General features: G+C 54.7%; 12 protein-coding genes. 4 read left to right on the top strand and 8 right to left on the bottom strand.

From position 1 onward, the window contains the following. Positions 1 to 7 precede the first annotated feature (7 nt). Complete coding sequence (locus tag KQI65_15745) at positions 8 to 1,519, bottom strand: serine protease (protein MCB2206196.1); 1,512 nt, start codon at positions 1,517 to 1,519, stop codon at positions 8 to 10. 431 nt (positions 1,520 to 1,950) lie between these two features. On the opposite strand from KQI65_15745, the gene KQI65_15740 reads away from it, so the two are divergent. Together KQI65_15740 and KQI65_15735 are read left to right on the top strand one after the other, a co-directional pair. After that, positions 1,951 to 2,895: a hypothetical protein gene (locus tag KQI65_15740; GenBank protein ID MCB2206195.1), complete on the top strand. Its 945-nt coding sequence runs from the start codon at positions 1,951 to 1,953 to the stop codon at positions 2,893 to 2,895. Between the two features lie 84 nt (positions 2,896 to 2,979). Beyond that, positions 2,980 to 4,467 (top strand): hypothetical protein, encoded by a 1,488-nt coding sequence (locus tag KQI65_15735; GenBank protein MCB2206194.1) that lies wholly within the window; start codon positions 2,980 to 2,982, stop codon positions 4,465 to 4,467. A 111-nt stretch (positions 4,468 to 4,578) separates the two neighbouring features. On the opposite strand, the gene KQI65_15730 is transcribed toward KQI65_15735, so the two are convergent. From KQI65_15730 to KQI65_15720, 3 genes are all read right to left on the bottom strand, one after another. Beyond that, positions 4,579 to 7,128 carry a T9SS type A sorting domain-containing protein gene (locus KQI65_15730; GenBank protein ID MCB2206193.1) on the bottom strand — a complete coding sequence of 850 codons (2,550 nt, stop codon included), beginning with the start codon at positions 7,126 to 7,128 and terminating at the stop codon, positions 4,579 to 4,581. A gap of 380 nt (positions 7,129 to 7,508) precedes the next feature. Next, entirely contained in the window at positions 7,509 to 9,431 is a 1,923-nt protein-coding gene (locus KQI65_15725; protein MCB2206192.1) for a hypothetical protein, read from the bottom strand. A gap of 9 nt (positions 9,432 to 9,440) precedes the next feature. Continuing rightward, positions 9,441 to 9,842 carry a hypothetical protein gene (locus tag KQI65_15720; protein ID MCB2206191.1) on the bottom strand — a complete coding sequence of 134 codons (402 nt, stop codon included), beginning with the start codon at positions 9,840 to 9,842 and terminating at the stop codon, positions 9,441 to 9,443. A 244-nt stretch (positions 9,843 to 10,086) separates the two neighbouring features. Between KQI65_15720 and KQI65_15715 the strand changes: the two genes are divergently transcribed. Next, positions 10,087 to 11,760, top strand: coding sequence for an AMP-binding protein (locus tag KQI65_15715; GenBank protein ID MCB2206190.1), 1,674 nt, complete (start codon positions 10,087 to 10,089; stop codon positions 11,758 to 11,760). Between the two features lie 96 nt (positions 11,761 to 11,856). Here the strand turns inward: KQI65_15715 and KQI65_15710 are convergent, their stop codons facing one another. From KQI65_15710 to KQI65_15695, 4 genes are all read right to left on the bottom strand, one after another. Next, a complete protein-coding gene (locus KQI65_15710; GenBank protein MCB2206189.1) occupies positions 11,857 to 13,203 on the bottom strand; it encodes a hypothetical protein in 1,347 nt (448 codons plus the stop codon). 206 nt (positions 13,204 to 13,409) lie between these two features. After that, a complete protein-coding gene (locus tag KQI65_15705) occupies positions 13,410 to 14,903 on the bottom strand; it encodes a hypothetical protein (protein ID MCB2206188.1) in 1,494 nt (497 codons plus the stop codon). Positions 14,904 to 14,933: 30 nt separating this feature from the next. After that, on the bottom strand, positions 14,934 to 16,454 hold the full coding sequence (locus KQI65_15700) for a hypothetical protein (GenBank protein MCB2206187.1): 1,521 nt from the start codon (positions 16,452 to 16,454) through the stop codon (positions 14,934 to 14,936). 53 nt (positions 16,455 to 16,507) lie between these two features. Continuing rightward, on the bottom strand, positions 16,508 to 17,290 hold the full coding sequence (locus KQI65_15695) for a hypothetical protein (protein ID MCB2206186.1): 783 nt from the start codon (positions 17,288 to 17,290) through the stop codon (positions 16,508 to 16,510). 623 nt (positions 17,291 to 17,913) lie between these two features. Between KQI65_15695 and KQI65_15690 the strand changes: the two genes are divergently transcribed. Then, the gene (locus KQI65_15690) at positions 17,914 to 20,457 is read left to right on the top strand and encodes a VWA domain-containing protein (protein MCB2206185.1); all 2,544 of its coding nucleotides are present in this window, start codon (positions 17,914 to 17,916) and stop codon (positions 20,455 to 20,457) included. The last annotated feature ends 43 nt before the right edge of the window (positions 20,458 to 20,500 follow it).

The following is a 20,500-nucleotide window of genomic DNA, read 5'->3' as shown; positions in this document are numbered from 1 at the left end:
TCCGAACCTATAGTGTGTATCCTTTTTCGTCGAGGTGATCCACAATGCCCTGGAAGGGAATGATGTAGCTCACGGAAGCGATGCCGCCGAGTATGATGCCGACGATCTCGTTGTTCTCATTGTAGACAGGACCTCCGGAATCTCCACCTGCAGTCGGTGTCTGTCCCGAATCATCTGGCAGGGAAATCTGCACCAGGTCTTCCATGCGCACTTCTTCACCGTCGTAGTCGAAGACACGTTCCGAATCCGTTGCCGTTACCACACAGCTCTGTTCGTTGTGCTCTGTGGCGCGGTAATAGCGCAGCGACTGTCCCACCGTGAACGGTGCCGATGCGGCAGGAATCCGCAGATGCGCCGAACTGCCGGTGAGGCGATTAGAGCTGCTCTCATCACACTCTACCAGTGCAATGTCGAGCGTGCGCGTTCGCGTGCCGTACTTGACGCGTCCCAGCATTTCTTCATCCGGTGCCATCACGAACCATGAGTGGGGAGGGAGTCCTTCATATTCCTCCCACGGAGCCGCGGACGGTTTCACACAGTGATAGCAGGTCAGGAACAGCGGTGCCGTTTGATCACGGCTCACGAGTGCAACGCTGCCTTGCTGCGCACTCGTTCGAATGTTCATCCCGGGATGCGCGCTTGCATGCAGCTGCGCTACTCCCGGGGATGTCTCGATGACAATGGAGTACGCCACGGTTTCGGCATCTTCCTCCAGCTCGATGGGACGATGTGCCGCAGGTGGAATGCTCACCCCTTCGCGAATAGTCATCACGATGGACTCTCCCCTGAAATTCACTGCGTGGATGTCATCGCGTTGTATTCCAAGTTTGGCAAAGTGCTGATGGACCTGATCCCTCCGTGTTGCTGCCTGGCCTTTCTTCGCCTGGGTGGAAGCCGGAGTCTGCGATGAGCCCGGTGCCTGCGAGGAAGCTGGCGCCTGCGTGGAGAAATATGCCTGGGAGAGTGAAGAAGCCTGTGAGGAACCCGGCACCTGTGAAGGTGGGGGAACATTCAAGCCGGAGAATGGATTCGTTACGCTTCGATTTCTCTTGCGACGTTCGATTTTTATCTCGACCATGAGGTCGAGGAGTTCCTGGAAAAACTTGGATCCGAATGTGAGAAGGAAACCCGTGGCGATACAGCCCAGCAGATAGTATCCCTCGAATGGTCCATTGAATGACTCCAAATAGAATCGATGCGTTTCGACATTTATTCCTGGAAGTGAGACGATACTCAAGTTGGAGAAATACGCCACGGCACTGCCGATGATGAAAGGGAGTGGGTCGGCGTGGATTTCGTCCCTGTTCCTATCGTATTCACTGCGGGCTGGTGCCTTCGCACTTCCTTGCAGGATTCCCCACTTGACGAGCAAATCGCAGATATCATTTCCGAGCAACCACTTCATCACCCTTCTAGCAGGCGATCCCGGCCTTGACCATCGCCGAATAAAATTCGTGATCTTCTCCGTCAGCAGGCTGTAGACCAGCAGCGTGGAGACAATAGTAATCAATGCTTCCATGTTTCCTCCTCCAGTTGAAAGCAACGCAACGCACAACCTCGCGGGGCAGAATTTCTGTTCCCGGATGTGCGGATTGTGAGAGCTGTTATAATGAGACGCGGGAATATCCCTATTATGGATGTAACATGCAAATCAGATCAGGATATCACCTACTGATGTGATATGCAGTTTCTGCATATTTCTCGTTGCTGCCTTATGCAGTTTCTGCATATTTCCGAGGGAAGCGGGAGGATTTCTCACACAGGCGTGAATCATCCTCACGAAAATGCCTTGTTTTCGGCCTGAAAAATGGGAATTAACAGGGAGAAGCCCGCTGGCATGGTAATTGCACTCTACTGATGTACACATTGATACCCCCTTACGTACTGAGCTGACAATCCCGTCCTGTTGCACGGGGCGTTTGTCGTTACACTCAAACAACAGGAGGAATCATGCGCCGTTTCATCATCCCGCTGCTGCTGCTCTTGCCATTTACCATGGCTGCGCAGTCGCAGACCGTCTCCGCCTCCTCACCGTCCGCTGCGTCCAATACCTCCACCGTGTCCAACACCTCGACAGCGACTGCACCCTCGACGTCGACTGTTCTATCCTCCGCAACCAATCCTTCTATGACAATGTCCGACGCCTCGCAGGCGCCAATCACTCTCGCGCAGTTGCAGAGCACGCTGGCCGCTGAGGGACGATCGATCAGCGGGGCGAGCTACAGGGAACTCGCGAGGCTGGAAGAGTCGCGGGGTGGACTCAGCGCCAATCTCTGGAACGCGGAATACGTCTTTCGCATTGGGGAATCCACATTCATCGTCGACATGCGTCTCATCTCCGCCATCACACTCGCATCGCTGATCATCGTGCTCGTGCTGTTTTCTCCTCTTGGCTTCACGGTGTTTCGTGGGGGAGTGCATGCGCTGCTGGGCAGCATCCTGCAGTTCCTCCACATCGCGCCCGAGTACGGCGAGCACCTTCGCACCGAGCCCCAGAAGTGGCTGCAGCGCGAGGACAGTGCACGCCGCGCCTTCCGCATGTACATGCGCAACGCCTTCATCCCACTTTACCGCAACAACATCACTGCAATCGCATTTCTGGGTACGGCCTTCCTCATCATGAGCATCGGCTTTCGGGGCATCAAGTTCATGGTCCCGCATCAACCTGAGATGATCATCATGGCCATCATCGTCGAGATTACCGTGCTGTGCATGCTCGGACTCTCTACATGGTATGAGCACAGCGAAGCACAGTCCGTCCCCGAACCGCTGCCCGAAACCGTGCGGCTGCCGAACGGCCAGTACCTTGAGCGCGATTTTGTCATGCGCGCGATTCATGACGTACTCGACGACCTGAGTACGGTCGCCACTGTTGAAAACACCGAACGTTCCTAACCGCACCACCGCAGCAACCGTCGACCCGCCGAATGAAACCGTCGACCCGAAGCATGTGCAATCATCAGAGGCAGGAGCGTTGTCATGGATCAGAAAAATGTTTTCAGGAAGTACCAGGTGTATTTCTTTCTTTATCTCGCCGTCATCTGTGAGCTGCTCATCATCATTGTCGAACGCGACGATGCTGAGCTGCGGCTGAGACAGGAACGCGATCAGCTGCTCGAGCTGACACAGAAAATCGTGCTTGAACTTATGGAAACCACTCCCGTGCAATCCCTCAACGGGAGCAACCAGATGGAAGTCGGCGAAACCCGCCGCTTCGTCATCATGCTGCAGGGGATGGGACCCGAAGACCAGGTTACCATACCCCCGCAGATCGTGGTGCGGAAAAACGGAAATGCCGTGCAGACACTGAAACTGGGACGTGACATCCTCCCGGTTTCGGAGGAAAGTCAGAACGGCAAGCGCGTCTTCGCGTTCAACTGGCGTGCGCCCGCTCCGGGGGAATACAGCTTCGAGGGGAAATCCAGCATCAATCGTATCGGAATTCTTCCGACCGGGGAGGTAAAGCTCGCGTCGCTGAGTTTCCCATACGAACTCATCGCTTCACTGGTGCCGGATCTGCCGGAGCGCATCGATCAGTTTGAGAATCTCGAAGCGGGACTCCGTGTCAAGGTCCTTGCCAAGGGTGATCAACTCGAACTGCACGGTGGCAGTCTCGTCACCGCCGCCGGCTATGCGGACCAGCGCTACATCGAAGTGCAGGGAACCGACGCGCGACGTGTGCGTGCGGCCGCGAATTTCGGCGAGGTGAAGCAGGAAGGCGAGCGCCTGCGATGGACGCACACCTTTGCAAAAGCGGATAAATACAACGTGGAAGTGCAGGCTGTGGATACGCGCGGGGCGGGAGCGCTCAGCCACTCGAAGACCTGCTTCGTGGCCGATGTGAAATGGCCGGTGTCGAAATCCACAGTCAGCGATGCGTTCGCAGGTGAACTGTTTCGGAAGAACATCATGGTTGATGGACTCGAAGTGCAGTCGGACTATTCGTGGCGTGCCCGTCTCGACGGTACCGTGATCGGGGAGGGACGCGGTGGGATGGCGGAAATCCCGTTGGACGAAAGTGCGGCAGGGAAAACCCTCACCCTCGAGGCGCAGTATCGCGGCAAGTCCTATCCCATAGCCCTGGATGAAAACACGCTCGGTGACAGCCGTTTCCGCTACAGCGTGCTCGAAGCCCCTGCGCGCATCCGCAACATTTCCTTTTCACGCGGAGGGGAGTATGCCATCACGCAGGAATTCCGTTTCGACGCCTTCGTATGCGGAAGCTGCATAAAGGGAAACTACCGTCCCGCTGACCGCATCCGCGTAGAGGTTGAATCCGAGTACGGACGCGACCTGCTCGACGACTACATCCTTGAACCCGTCACCGACAGCAACGGCGCACAGATAGGCACCCGCGTAAAGATCTACCTCCGCGGCAAGGTTGATCGCGACGGTGAAGAAGCCCTCTTCATCCTCCGCGCCGGCAACGCCACCGAACGCGTGCCAGTGGTGCTGTATCCGGATTAGGGAAGGTGCGTGACACGGAATGCGGCATGTGAGGAACTGGCGATGGAGGAGAGACAGAACGCCCCGGTCCTGCGGGGGACCGGGGCGTCTCGCATGCGTATGGGGCTTTTTTTACTTGGTGAGTATCATTCTCCGTGTTATCACTGCGTTGTCGGTGTGCATGCGATAGAAGTACATGCCGCTCGGAAGATCGGCTGCATTGAAGTGTACGGTATGCTGTCCTGCTGGAAGCATGCCATCCATCAGGGTGGCAATCCGTTTGCCGATGAGGTCGTACACTTCAAGGCTGACCTTTCCCGCATCAGCGACACGGAAGCGAATCGTCGTCGAAGGATTGAATGGATTCGGCGTGTTCTGATCAAGAGACGTGATGCCTGCGTCGGAATGGACGCAGTTGCCGGAAGCCACGGCACGGACCGGCAGATGAATCTCGCTGCAATCCGGTGCATCCGTGAGTATGATCAGGTCGGTCTGCATAGGTCCTTCCCGCGAAGAGGAGAAGCGAAGCCTGAGACGAGAGCATTCACCCGGCCGGATACGGTCCGGGAGAGGCTCAAGTATTTCAAAGCGCTCTGCTTCGAACGAAGACAGGCGCTGATCACGTATTCTCAGCGGAGTGCTCCCCTCATTTGCGATGGAGACCGACTGGTACCTGTTCGCACCGATTGGGACCTCCCCGAAATCTACTTCCTGCTGACTCACCTTGATGGACGGAGCCGGTGGCAGGCTGTTGTAGTGATAGCCGAGTACTCCGCCATCGCTCTTGAGGACATACACATTATTGTCCGCGCCTGAAGTGATATCTACTGCGTTATCTGCTTCGATGAAATGTGCTCTGATGGAAAACCGATCGTTTTCAAAGACACAGGCATACAGACCTGCGATGTCCATGCCCGGATAGGTCTCGTAGTGAAACAGGATGCTGCCATCCTCGGTTCGGTGTACACTGGTAGCCCCCGCGTAGTCACCCATGTACGGGAAGAAGTCGATGATGTCGAGCGGGGTCAGCGCTGTGCCGGTATTTCTGAAGGCCATCAGTCCGTCCCTGCTGCATGCGAGAAATACCGTCGCGTCGGGTCCGGCGGTGACGCTCAGGACTTTTCCGTTTACGGGATCCATCGGATGGTATTGTGCTGTACAGTGGAAATCCCCATCCAGCATGCGATACACGCGCAGTCCGTTCTCGCCCGTGGCGACATAGACGCTTCCATCTTCTCCAACAGACACATCGTACGCGAAGCTGCACTCATAGGCATGTGCGACGGGGAAGAGGGTCGCTCCATCGAACTGGAAGACCCTGAGGCCATTCTCCCCGCAGGCAACGTACACCCATCCCGTCGGGCTGACGGCGATGCTCCGGCATTCACCCACGATGCTGGTCGAAGCGATGTGGTTGAACTGCATGTACGACAGCGTGTAGACAGACAGGGAATTGTCATGCGCGAGAAACACCCGGTCGCGCTGATCCACCGTGACAGCACACGCGTGGATATCTTCGGATGCATCGTGGTTCGTCCACGCGACACACTCCAGGATAGGTTCCGTATCGCGATAGGCACGCAATCCATCCATGCCGTTGGCGAGAAGGACGATCCCATCGGAAGTGACGGCGACGCTTCTCGCGTCGGTGTTCTGATCACAATGCGCGAGACATGCGCTGCGTGTCGCGTCGCAGCAGATTAATCGAACGCCGTCGTTGCCATCTGCGATCAACACGGTGCCGTCTTCCCGCGTAGCCAGGTCGCGGGCGTCGGCGTTGCTGCAGCTCCAGGTTCCGTTGCTGTGAAACCGGGAGCCGTCGAAGATATATCCGCAAATGCCGGCATCCGCCTTTGCGATATAGATGCTGCGATTGTTGGCAACGGCGATACGCTGAGCTGTGCCGCCGTCGTTCAGCTCCGCGACCCTGATCAGTGCATGTTTGTCGAACGTATATGCACTGAGGCCACTCTCCGCATCAGCGAGAAACACCATCCCGTCGTCTCCGGCGACGAGGTCCGTCGGCGTAAACGCGTCGCTGTTGATCTCGCCGGCAGGTATCAGGTTGCGTCCGTTCAGCTCGTACGCCTTCAGCTCTCCCTGCGCGGCTCCGGCCACAAAGATGGTGTTGTCCGCACCCACCGCGACAGCACGGGCCTTCTCGATTCCCGCATCCTGTGCAATCAGTCGAAATGCCGCTCCTTCCCGGCGCAATGCCACGAGCCCCGCATATCCTGACGCCAGGTAGATTGTGCCGTCAGGACCGATTGCCATGTCGTTCTGCTCCACGCTGATCGCGGAACTTGCAATGCTCACGAATTCGTTTCCTGCAAAAATAAGTGCCGTGAGCTGGCCGTCCCGCCCTGAAAGGTAGATCACGCCATCCGGCGCAATTTCCAGGCGGTCAAACGCGCTGGCGGCAGGATAGAACCCCTGCACCTCGAACGCACCTCCGCTCACGCGGTACGCCCAGAGTCCCCCGTTGTCCCCGAGGATAAACAGCAGATCATTGCCCGCATATGCGAGCGCAGACGCTGAAGTCATGTGCGGATTGCTGCTTTTCAGTGTGAAGGTCTGCGGCAGCTGTGCGTTGCAGAAAGATCCTGGAATGCACATGCTGAAGAATATCCCTATCAAGCACGCGGTGATCGCAACACGTCCTGAAGCAAACTGTGGTTTCATCATAACCTCCTGTCAAGTGTGACTCGAGGAAACGATGCCGAATGTGAGGATGATGACAGTGGAAAGGTATCGGGTGCAGGAGGATATGTCAATGGGTAGTACCACCCATTTTGACCCGATACTCTGTTGATGGGAACGAATATCCGGGTGATATTACGCTTCCACGCTCGTGGCAATCATCCAATCCGTCGTGACGGATCGGCGTCACGAGTTCATCCTTGCCGATCAGAAGCAGGTACAGGAGTTGAGAGACTACCTGGGAGAACGACTGAGGGAATGATGGGACAATACGGATCGGGATCTGAAGAGATGAAAAAAAACGGCCGGACGTTCTTGTCCGGCCGAATGGGGAATGGGAAACGGGGAATGTTCCGCAGACTCTACTTGTAGAAGCTCACGTATAACCTGTCGCTGGGACCCCAGAGGGTTTCAACGTAGTCGAACTGTCCCTGTGAGGATCCTTCGTATTGACATTTGAAAAACTCGAGCATGTTCTGGCATTCCGGGTAGTAGCTGCCATAGTTGAACTCGCCGACAGGGACGAGGCTGTATGTCTCGTCGAGCGGGAGGTCACGCAGGCGCATTTCGTCGTTTTCGGTTGCTCCGCCAGACCATTGGGTAATGGAGGTGATGCGCATGTTCTCAATGGTTCTGCCATCGGCTGATACCGTTCCGCTGAGACTCCAGTCCGTAGAGAGCGTGGAGTTGCTGTACACAAGTGAAAAGCTGAATGATCTTCCGCTCCATGCGATAGGCTGCATCCCGATGCTTTCGTCCAGGTATGTCGCGCCGTATGCCGCAGTTTCATCGATTTCCTGTCCATTGGCATACTTGTTCACCGCAGAGAATTCGACGGCGACGGTGGTGCATGACTGCAGCTCGGCAAGGATGCCTGGATCGCCTGCGATCACAGGTTCCGATCTTACATATATACCGCCGATGCGGTACTCCGCGACAACTTCGTCATCCTTCTCAATGTTCACACCTTCGAGTTCGAAGCTGCCATCGGCTTTGAGCAGTCCTTCACCCACGATGCTGTTTTTCACGAGGATACGAACTGTGCCGCTGCAGGTGGCAGTGGAAGTATACTCCTTCGTCGATAGATGTGTGACACTGCCCTTCACCGATCCGTCAGCGGTAGCCTCGCTGATTTTCACCTTCAGGTGCGGCATGAACAGACGCATTACATTCGAGCCGGCTTCCATGATGTTCGGCATCAGCACGCTTGCCTGTGATTCCACACATTCGAGATCGATGTACGGCTGGCCCCGGAAATACCAGTACGAGCGGTCCTTGCACATCTTTACCTTTTGGCCGCCAGGGAATGTCTTGTAGAAAGTGAAATCTGTCGGATCATATGAAAGGTTCTCAAGTTTGGGGGAGGGGTAGGCCGGTCGTCCCTTGATAATCGGATCGAATTTTTTCACCCCCGTCCCGGAGATGGTCTGGTTTGTGAAGAAGTTTTCATTGGTGAACGTGGCGAGGGAATTGAAAATCTCTGTCGCAGACTCGGCTCCGCGGCATGCGGATTGCAGCGCAGGATCAACCTTCCCACCTGCGTACTTCGCAGCAAATGCGGGTGTAACCATGACTTCGTATGGATCCGGGTCGCCGAGTGCGCGGCGGTATTGCCATCCCGCGAGGTCGGCATGCGAATCGTTGCGTACGTGCACGGGACACCCCATATCCGCCACGAGGTGCAGCGTTTCACCCAGGCAGCGCCAGGCTTTCGCCATGAGTGCATCGCGCTGGGCATCGTCTTCCGCGGCAAGTGCCTGTCTGATGTATTGCTTGCCTTTCGCGAAAGACCACGGGTTGTCATCATGGGTAAGCGCCCAGTCCCGCGCATTGATCTGCGGATTGAACGCGCCGTTGTTTACGAGCCATTCCCAGTTCGTACCACGATCGGTAAGCCAGGTCTTTCCCCCGTCGATTCCCTTCGGATCATAGAAATGCCGAAGGGCCGCCGGGACCTCCGGGACGTCTGCTGAAAACCCACCGTGTGCGATCCACTCCTTCGGCTTCTTCGAGACGTCGCTTTCCGTCGTTGTCGATGCGAAGTAGCCGGCGGCTGTTACGGCGGGACCGACGTACTCATGGCTGCCATTGAGCACAAACGTATAGCCCTTAATCTCATCCGGTGGATTCAGTGCGTTGACCACTTTTTGAAGGAAGCGATCGACGATATTGTCATTGATTGCAGGATGCATTTCCGCATTGTCGTATGCCGAAAGGGTGAGTGCCAGCACGATATAGCAGGATGCCCCTGCCAACCATGCGATTGTGTTTTTTGTTTTCTTCATGCTTCGCTCCTAAAACCGCATCAGTTTCCAGTCGCCTTCCTCCTGTGCAGCGAGGGCGATAGTGAACGTATTGCCATCCTTTTCGTAGGAATACTCGGCGTAGAATTCGTTGTAGCCAGTGAGCCGGCGCGATTGTATTGCGTCCGCAAACGCCGGCATGTCACCGGTGATATCGTCGAGGCCCTCTCCGTACTGCTGCTGTGCTTCTTCCGTCAGCACTGCGAGCACGGCATCGGTTTTCGCCGTGCGGAATGCATCTTCGATGCCCTGCGCAGCTTCATGAATCTTTTCCACGTCCACTGTGGGGGGATTGTTGGGCTGTGTGCCCCCGTCGTCATCGCTGCAGGTTGCAAAAACGTGCAGCATGGCCAGCGTCAGAAAGCCAGCCAGAAAAACTCGAAAGGTGTTCATGCGCTCTCCCGTATGGTAAAAGAGTTTCCGGTATAATACGGAAGAAAAGGGAGTATTTCACATCTGCGGCTGACACTGCGCAGCTGCCTGCGCAGTTCTGCCTGCATCAACCTGTTCATATTGTAATACGCGGTTCAGTATTCTGTAGGATTTCGCTTCGTATTATGCATACAGCGTGGTGATAGAAAGCAGTACCTGTATGGGTGCTGCCTTTCCCTCATGTCGTCCTGCCGAGGAATCCACCATGAATCAGCTCTCCCATCCCCTCACACTCCCCGACCTGTTCTCGACTGCAATCAACGAATATGCATCCCGCACAGCCATGGCCATGGAGGGAAGCGATACTGTCACCTATGCACAATTCGGCTGCCGCATTGCTGAACTGCGCAAGTCAATGCATGGCATGGGTATTCGTCCCGGTGATCGTGTCGCCATACTGGCGGAGAACAGTCCGAACTGGACCATCGCATACGCCGCAATCGTAACCATGGGTGCGATCGCCGTGCCCATCCATACCGATCTTCAGCTCGAAGAAGTACGCAACATTGTGCTGCATGCCGGCTGCAAACTGATTTTTATTTCCCTCAATCAGGCGAGCCGCATCAAGACAGAGCAGCGCTGCGAGGCAGGAGTCATGGTGCTGCTCGACACCTTCGAAGTTTTGACGCCAGCATTCTGGGACAAAACGAAGCAACGCGGCGTTAGCCTGCTTCAGGCTGGGACTGATGGAATGAACACAGCCAGGGTCAGCGAGCATGACGTCGCTGTCATTATATATACGTCAGGAACGACCGGGACACCGAAAGGCGTGATGCTCACGCACGGCAATCTCACGCACAACGTTGTCATGGCGACGCGTATGCAGCCGGTGAAGGAAGATGATGTTTTTGTTTCGATTCTGCCGCTTTCTCACGCGTACCAGTGCACGCTGGGGTTCCTCCTGCCCTTCATGTCCGGTGCCGAGGTGCACTATGTCGCAAAGCAGGCTTCCATGCCAATGCTGTTGGAAACCTTCAAACGCGTGCATCCCACGATGATGCTCACCGTCCCGCTGGTCATGGAGTCGATTTTTCATAAACAGATTCGTCCACGACTCACGCCGAACAAGATGATGGATCTCGTGTCTGGGACGGATCTCGGAAAGCGCATCCTGTACCGTAAGGCGGGGGAGAAGCTGCTGGAAGTGTTCGGTGGCAGGCTGCGCTTCTTTGGAATCGGGGGCGCCCGTCTCAATGATCAGGTGGAAGAATTCCTTGTGGAAGCCGGTTTCCCGTATGCGGTCGGATACGGCATGACGGAAACCGCACCGTTGCTTACCGGTTGCGAACCGGCGCATACAAGGTTTCAGTCATCCGGGCGTGTGCTCGAAGGAATGCAACTCCGTGTTTCGGATCCAGATCCTGAAAGTGGGGAAGGGGAAATCCAGGTGAAGGGCCCCTGTGTCATGAAGGGGTATTACAACGAGCCGGAACTGACACAGAAAGCTTTTACCGAGGACGGCTGGTTGCGGACAGGGGATACCGGAATCGTCGATGACGAAGGATACATCTTTCTCAAAGGAAGATTGAAAAATGTGATCATTCGACCGAATGGAATCAATGTGCATCCGGAGGACATTGAGGCTGTGTTGAATCGTCACGATTATATCAACGAATCATTGGTAAAGCAGAAGGGAAATCAGCTGCTCGCATATGTTCACTTCGATCTTGAGAAAATCGCTGACGCCGAAAAGTTGCATGGAAAAAACGACGCGATGATGCTGCGCCTGCGCGTGGAAGAATTGCTGCCTGAAATCCAGACATGGATTAACAAACGCGTCAGCCGCTACAGCCGCATCGACCGTGTGCTCATACAGGCACAGCCCTTCCCCAAGTCGGCATCGCAGACCATTCGACGTCATCTGCACCAGGCTGCGTGAGAGTAACTGCCTCAGGTTTCACCGTCAAACCCCTGACACTTGCTCATGGGTAGTCGTGCCTGGTCTCTGCAACCTTGCTACTATTCACTCGCGGAATTACAACAGTCGAAGCGAGGCGGAAAAGGTGACTGCTGTCACACGGATTCCGTCGGCTGTGGATGTCCGCACAAACTCACCCCACATGTCCGGTCCTGAGTGGTCTGAAATGATGCGTGCGGAGGGAGAGAGCTGAGTCAGATATTGAAAGCGCAGTTGGAGACTGTAGATGTTGACTCCCACACCAAACGAGCTGTAGCACTCTCCCCAGATATTATCCGGATGGATCTCATGTTTCTCATACGAGGTGCCATAGTTGGGGTAATATATCGCGTTGGCGATGTGCATGTAGCGCAACCCCGCCGTCAGTTCAACTGGGCCCACTCTCCCTGCAATGTTTCCCTCGATGGATATGGAGCCCAGGAAGTTCATCCCACCCCGCAACACGGCTCCTCCTGCGACATAGTCATTTCTCACGGAAGCGGGCCAGATGCTGCTTTCAAGACTCAACAACAATCTGCTGTCGACAGCCTTGTTTGTCCTAAGGATGATCTGATCGAAGCCGATCTTGAGTGATGGCTGTGAAATGTCTGTTTCGTCCACCGTACCCTCTGCATACGGGAGAGCTGCACCGGTTTCATTAATTAGTGGTTCGGAGGGAGGGAGATTGAGGTATCGTAGCAGTTCTGGCGGCACTCCCCATCTCATACCTGTACTCTCGGATAGATCGTGATCCTCGAAGCTCACTTCATTTTCTGTGTCATGATCAAAACGCAGCGTGGTTTGGACAGGGATCAGGAAGGCAGGCAAACCCAGGAGCAGTGTGAAGACTTTTGCAACGATCAAGGACCCTCCATCCTTCAGATGATATCCCGTCATCGGCGTTGATGGCAGAATACTCCAGGCTGCGAGTGCAAACAGTCCCGCTGTCCAGTGTTCATAAGAGTCCAAGAGAATGCTACGAACGCTGTCGTGGGGAATAGTGAAGACGTTGCCATCGAAACTGTCACGATTGAATGGGCCGTTCGCAGTCCATAGTATCAGCCGTCGCGCTGTCGCACCGATGAGGGTGCCCTCAATGTATTCATCATTCCTGAGCGCGATTTTCATGTGCTCGCCGAACTGCAACGCTGTTTCCCATTGCCACGGCACAATATCCTGGGACCACAATTCGTTGTTTCTCGCATTAATTGAATCCGGTACCCAGTCTGATGCCCAGAATTCAAACGGTGAAGTGCAGCAGGCAATATTTTCGAAATTCTCCAGTAGTATGCGCAGCACGCTAGTCGCCTCCGCAGAGATTGTTCGGCGCGACCTGGCATCCTGCGGTACATCCTTTCCTGTCATGATGAAATTCACCGAATCCTTCCCGTTTCTCATTGCATTCACGCGGATGTCCAGCTTCACGTCATCGACCTCCAAATCGGGGAAGAGTTGGAAATACCTGATCTCATTCAGATCCAGCTCCGAGCCCACACGGGGGAGTTCGTAGGGCTCGTCTGCTTCCGTTTGTGCGCAAAGTGGTGAGCACAAGAACAGAAGTACAAATGGAAAAGCAGAGTTAAAAAATGTCAGCATATCAGAACGCGAAATATCGGTTGTCAAAATCGGGTTCAGAATCTTAGCTGTGTGGAAAACCCGATAGCTGTCAGCGGTTCCCCGGTTTCTGTCGTGCCGGAGAAGAATCGCCCTGGGCGCTGTTCGTCATACATGTAATGACTTCTTACAACGGAGGGTGTGAGTTGATACAGCGTGTGCAGCCGCAGCTGTACATGGTAGATTGTGTAGGAAACGCTGAACGATGAATAGAGCGTACCACTGAATCCATTGGCAGTGTTGAGGTGGACCTCGCTCCAGGACTCATCCATCACCTCCGGCATACTGATGTAGCGGATTCCAGCGCTGAATTCAAGCATGCCGCCCCGGCCAGCCAGTCCCGTTTCCGCATACGTCATGCCCCGGAAATCGAGACCGGAACGCAGGTACCCACCTGCTCCTGCAGTGCGTCGCTGCAGGAACTCGGGCCACCAGTTGTACTGCAAGGCAGCCAGCAGACGGAAAAAATAAAAATGCGTTCCGGTGAACCAGTTGGCTTCATATCCAATACTGAACGCGTGTGTGGGCCTCGTCATGCTGAATCGCAGCCGGTTTATGTATGGAAGCTTATCGGCAGGATGTGTAAGAAACAGCTCCGTATCACCAATGCTGAACATCCGGGGGATCTCCGGTGGGAAACCACGTCCAGGGTAGTGATGCTGAAGAAAAAGCAGTCCTGAAAGCTCTGTGCTGGAGTCCATGCTGAAATCCGAATGCAGAGGGTGCTCCATCGGTACAAGGAAGCCGAAGGCGCCCACCGTAGGTCCTGCGAGTATGCTCCAGAATTCCATGGACCCTCTGTAGTTATGGTCTCCGGCATGGGGGAGGAATGCACCGAGCAGCAAGCCGAACAATCCCACTGAAACTCTTTCCTCGCTATGCGCGGTAATGCTCAATATCCTTTCATGCGGGATCGCTTCGAGCGAGTCGCGGGTGCTTTCGGGATGCCACTGATTTATACCACGCCACAGCAAGAGGCGATGGTTGGTGATTCCCATCAGTTTTCCTGCAATGCGAGTTCCGTCATACAACGCGACGTCCAGAGTGGCTTCCTTGATTTCATAAGGCAGCTCCGACCAGAATGCAGGCAACACCTTTGCTGTCCATAATTCCAGTCCGGCCATGCGTAATGAATCCGGCACGAACTTCGAGGCGAAGAAGGTAGATGGTGTGTGTCCCATCAGGATGTCCTCAAAGTCCCGCAGCAATATCGCGAGCACCTCGGCAGCATCATGCGAGATAACTATTGATTTGCGATATCGCTCTGTTCCCTCCGTCGCATCCAGCTGGAAACGAACGGAATCCAATCCAGCCGAAGTCAACAGCACGGCGGCTTCGTCCATCAAGTCATCCTGTTCCAGCTGCGGGAATAACTGGAAATACCGAATCTCATTCAGATCCAGCTCCGAGCCCACGCGGGGGAGGTCGTAGGGGGCGCCGGCCTTATCCTGAGCGTGCACGTGAACAAAGGGGAGGAGTGAGATGATTGCTATCAGAATTTTACAGTTCATGTTCTTCCATGGAGCACTGTGCAGCAGCCCTTATAGTTGAAGTGCCGCGGATATTGAATATGCGGTCAGCTGGATTCCGGTGCGCTCGTCCGTCCAGGTAGACGTTGGTTGCGAGGTACTGCTTTGCGTCGACGTAGTTTTAATGTGGACAGAGGGAGTCAGCTGCTGCAGGAATCGCAGGCGAACCTGCAGACGGTGGTGTGTGAATCCGAAACCAAATGAGGTATAGAGCTTCCCACCGATGTCATCGGGACGGTTTTCCTGAAATTCATTATGTGACCCGGAACTCGAAAAACTTCGCCAGTCTCTGCGTTCCTTAAGAAGTGGATTGGTGAAATGCAGAAAACGCATTCCAGCGGAGAATTCGAGAGGACCGAGTTTGCTTGCCAGGCTTGCCTCCGCTGAAACGGAGCCGGAAAAAGCCACGCCTCCACGCAGTACACTGCCCAGGGAAATAGCTTCGCTATGAAGGTATTCAGGCCACCAGCCATAGTCCAGGCTCACGAAACCGGAGCTGCAGCAAGCTCCATCCGTATGAATGATGAGGTGATCAAATCCCAGGTGAAGTACGTCCGTTGATACATCGGTCTCTGCAGGAACTCCTTTCGCATATGGCAGCCACGAGTCTCCTGATGTGAGCAAACGCTCCTGAGCTTCGAATCCCAGATAATCAAGCAACTCCGGTGGGAAGCCTTGCATGAGTCCCGGTTGTTCAGCGAATGACAGTTCACTCACGTGGGTGGCAGAATTTTCCGTATGGTCGAAGCGAAAATCTCGCTCAGTCGCAATTGCGAAAGCCGTCAATCCAAGTCCCACGAGCAATACGCGGGCGATAATACTTCCTGCATAACCATCCGTTTGAGCTTCTCTCGTGAATTCAGGTGCGAAAGACAATGAGAGTCCCAAAGTCAGTCCGAACAATCCCGCTGTATTATGATCATCTTCGCCGTACAGTATGTATCGCACATTATCGTGCATTACACTGAAGACCTTTTCCTGAATACTGTCCGGATCGAACTTCGTTTTGTCTCCCCACAAGATCAATCGACGATTCGTGAATCCCAGGACCACTCCCTCTCGCTGTTCATCGTTACGAAGAACGATTCGAAGCTTTTTCAAATCCCGTGTTTCAAGCACCGCCTTCCACCGAGAACCGACGATGCCCTTTTGCCGTAACTCAGTGGTATAAGGTCGGAGAGAGTCCGCAAGCATATCGGAGTAGTAAAACAAATATGGCGACATGCAGCAGGCGAATTCTTCAAACTTCTTGATCAGCGTATGAAGTACCTCTCCAGCGCGCACAGAAATAGTACGACGCGTTGCGGCATCCTCCGGCAAATCCGTTCCTGCTACGATGAAATCAACCGAATCCTTCCCATTCCACATTGCATTCACGTGGACATCCCTCTTCCCATCCTCAACATAAAGATACGGGAACAGTTGGAAATACCTGATCTCATTCAGATCCAGCTCCGAGCCCACGCGGGGGAGGTCGTAGGGGGCGCCGGTTTCATCCTGTGCGTGCAGGTGGATGCTCTGCAAGGCGATCATGAGCACGAGAGTTGGTAGAATTCTCGGGGGGCGATATGGTCGGCGCTGTTGACTCAAAAAATGATTCCCGCGGATATGGAGATGGCTGTCAGGCGGATACCGTCCGTGATACTTCCATATGGATCGGTTGGGGGATACTGATTGCCGGATCGATGTGATTCGATATGAACGGAAGGCGCGATCTGTCGAAGAAGTTGGACGCGCAACTGTACGCGCTGCATTCTGAAGCCAATACCGAACGAAGAGTAGAGATCGCCGCGGATGTCGGCAGGACGGTTCTCCTGCAACTCGGATGTCGTTGTATAATGAGTGCTGAACTGGCTTTCCCGGAATGTCGATTCTTCATCCACGAGGGGAAAGGGGAAGTGCATGAATCGCAATCCGCCTGCCAGGTGAAAGCTGCCCATTCGCGCAGCAGCAAGGCTCTCGAGAGTCAACGTCCCATTGTAGCCAACACCAGCGCTCACGGCGCCTCCGATCCCCAGACTCCCATGCTGAAGCAACGCTGGCCACCAATCGTATTCCAGACTGAGCAGCGTATGTCCACCAACGTATGAATCGGTGCGAATCAGTACCTGATCAAATGCCATATGGAGTCCGCTTTGGGGCACACTTTCGGTGCTGTCTCGCGTGAGCACGTAAGGAAAGACGGGGTCTTCTACGGACAGCAGGTCCTCCGTCGATCCCAGTCCGAGCTGGCGCATCGCTTCCGGCGGGAGCGTCTGCTCAAAATTCATGACCTGGAAGAGTGGGTGCTCTCCAAATTCCGCGCGATATCCTGCGCGGTAGTGAAGCTCTGCCGTAGATTTTGAACTGAGTCCAGAAGTGCTGGACACCATTCCTGCGACAGCCCCGACGCTAAGAGCAGACACAATCAATCTCACAGCGCTCCATTCCTCTGTAAGCGATGGATCCAATGCCACTGCTGCCACTCCCGCGATCCAGTACAACCCGGTTTCTGATTTCCCGGGTATCGGAAGCAGGATCTTATTTACTTGCTCGTGGGGTATCCCCAGGAGCTTTGCGTTGATTTCATCTGCGCGAAAGACACCCTCATCCTGCCAGACTATCAGCTTCTCCGCAGTAGCTGCAACGATCCTTCCATATATCCACTCCCCTCGATCAAGTTCAATTGCAACCCTGGGGTTGTTGTCTGACAGACGCCGTCTGTCCCAACTGAATCCAGCGCCATCCTGTGCGTGCAGCGGGATGCAGAGGAGCATAACGAACGCAATGATGGACGTAGTACGGAGCATGAACGGAAATATACGTTTTGGAAGCAGACCGATTCCTTCAATGGACACAAGTCCATAGTAATCATTCCCATATCACCATGCTTGAATTATGCACTTCCTGCATAATTCTGCTTTGCTGATGCGTAGTGGAATTGGTTCTTTCTGGATTAGATACTACCATTCATATACTTGCTCGTTTATTTGTATTCAAGTGGAGGGTTGCCATGAAACAGAGTACCATCCTGCAGACGGTTCTGTGCGTGATGTGTATGTTGATGCTGCCTGTTGCAGCATCGGCGATGTTGGGGAATGATGAGACGAGGGCTGATTCCCTGAAGAAGACAGATGTCGAAAATGCCGTACAGACTCCGGTCGGAACGGCGGCCGCGGTGGAGTTGGACTTCAAACGCGTCAGCGTAATCTGGCCGATGGTCGAACTGTACTTCAATGTCCGCTGCAACGGGACACTCCAGAACAATATCCCGAAATCCTCTTTCAAGGTCGTCGAAGACAATCTGGAGGTGCCGGATTTTACGCTCTCATGCCCGGATACATCCGTCCGCTGTCCCATGTCGACCGCGATTGTGCTGGATGCCAGCGGCAGTATGTCCGGTGCCGGGAATGCAGGCACGAAGGCTGCGGGCAGGGCGTTCATCGATCGTATGGACGGCGTGCTCGACGAGGCTACTATCATTTGGTTCAATACGACAGTGAACATTGCCCAGCAGATGACCACGCTAAAACCACTGCTGCTCTCGGCGGTGGATGGTCTGCCCGCGGGTGGCGGGACAGCGGTGTGGGACGGTGCCTATGCCGGCGTTATTGAGATTATCAATAACGGGGTGAACCAGTGTCGGAGTGTTGTTGTGCTGACTGATGGGGCGGACAACCAGTCCACAAGAACACCGGACGAAATCATCAGGCTTGCATCCAGGAATCACATCCGGGTGTTCACCGTGGCACTGACCCAGTTCATGGATACATCCGATCTCCAGAGGATTGCACAGGAGACAGGGGGACGCTTTTATCAGACATCCGACCCGGGAGACCTCACCGCAATGTTCGAGGAGATATGCACAATCATTTTCGAGGGTTTTCACGAGTGCGTGATTACGTATGAGAGGGATTGTGCGGACGGCGCAACACATTCCACCCACCTGTCGGTGGACGGTGTCTGTGGCGGCTCCGATGCCAGACTCAGAGAATACCAGGCGCCGATGGATACGACGACGTTCGAGACTATTCCCATCAGGCTGGATCATGTAGTGGGGGCGCAGCAGTCATCTGTCCTCGTGCCGCTTCGCATAGATCAGCTGCCATCAAATCCTCTGCATCCTGTGGAGTTCACGGTGGATTATGATTCCAGCAAACTCACGTTCAATGGCTTCCGTACCGATGGCTACCTGCTTGATGGAAAAATGGTGGTGGAAACGCGCCACGGAAACAGGGTGCTGCTCCATCTTTTTGTCCCGGTTGAACTCCCCATGTCCGGCGTCCTCGGCGCATTGAGTTTCACCACTGCAGCAGTGACGCAGGAAGTGACGACGGATGTCACGCTTTCCGATATAGATTTTTCCATGGGCTGTATCAAGGGAATCCCTATCTCCGGTTCCGTACGCATCATGTTGGGAGCAGGACCATATATCGAGTACAGCGGTTCGACCGAGTTGTGCGAAGGCGAGACAAGGCAGCTCACCGCACCGGATGGCTATGCAGGATACCTGTGGTCAACCAGCGAAACCACGCGCTCTATCACTGTCAGCACAACCGGGGATTACTGGGTGGAAGTGACCGATGCACAGGGCAAGAAGGATACCTCGAATACGGTATCCATCATCGTGTACCCCATTCCGCAGCCGGATATCTACAGCGCTTCAGGGGGATATCAGTTCTGTGCAGGGGATTCGCTGCTGCTTGAGGTCGCCGGGGGACCGTTCGCATCGTATCGCTGGTCAAACGGAAAGATGACGCAGAGCATACTTGTCGCGGAGTCAGGCAGCTACTTTGTTACCGTCACAGGCGCTGGCGGCTGCCGTGCGGTTTCCGATACTATTACTATTGAGGGACTGGAAGAACCCCACCCGGTGATTTCGTATACCGGCAGTCTCCCGATCTGTGAGGGTGATACCGTTGTGCTCGACGCCGGAGCGTTTGCAGCGTACCGCTGGTCGAATAACGCTCAATCACGCATGATTACCGTGACGCAGGAAGGCAGTTATTTTGCACGGGTATGGACACAGGAAGGTTGTCTTGGACTCACCGATACCGTGCAGGTACGGGTGGAAGAGCGTCCCCCGAAACCTGTGATCGAACAATACGGTCCCGTACTTGTTTCATCCAAAGCGGTACGGTATCAGTGGATAAAAGATGGCAGATGGCTTTCCGGCAAGACCAATCAGTACCTTGACGAGCTGGAAGTAGGCGTGTACCAGGTGCTCGTGCAGGGACCCAATGGCTGTTCCTCAATCTCCGATCCGTTCGAAATCAAATCCCTCGGTATCGACCGTCCCGCCTACATTACCGCGCTCGATGTGTATCCCGATCCCAATAATGGCTTTGTGCATGTTGCGATCACTTCGGAAAAAGCCGTGCAATGGACGCTCACGGTGAGCAACCTGCTGGGCGAGCAGCTTTACGAGCATCGACAGTCTCAGCCTTCCACACAGCTGCAGCAGCAAATCGACATGAGTAGTTTCGTGCCGGGCATGTATCTCCTGCGTGTGCAGAGCGGAGAAGACAGCTGGACACGACGCATCATGCGGCAGTAGCAACTTTTACAACAGAAAACCCCCGGACCCTGACGCAGTGCGT

The organism is bacterium (assembly GCA_020444325.1).
Taxonomy (GTDB): Bacteria; Bacteroidota; Ignavibacteria; order SZUA-365; family SZUA-365; genus BM516.
Note: the sequence above shows the minus strand (reverse complement) of the source record. Positions and strands in the feature narration are given on the sequence as shown.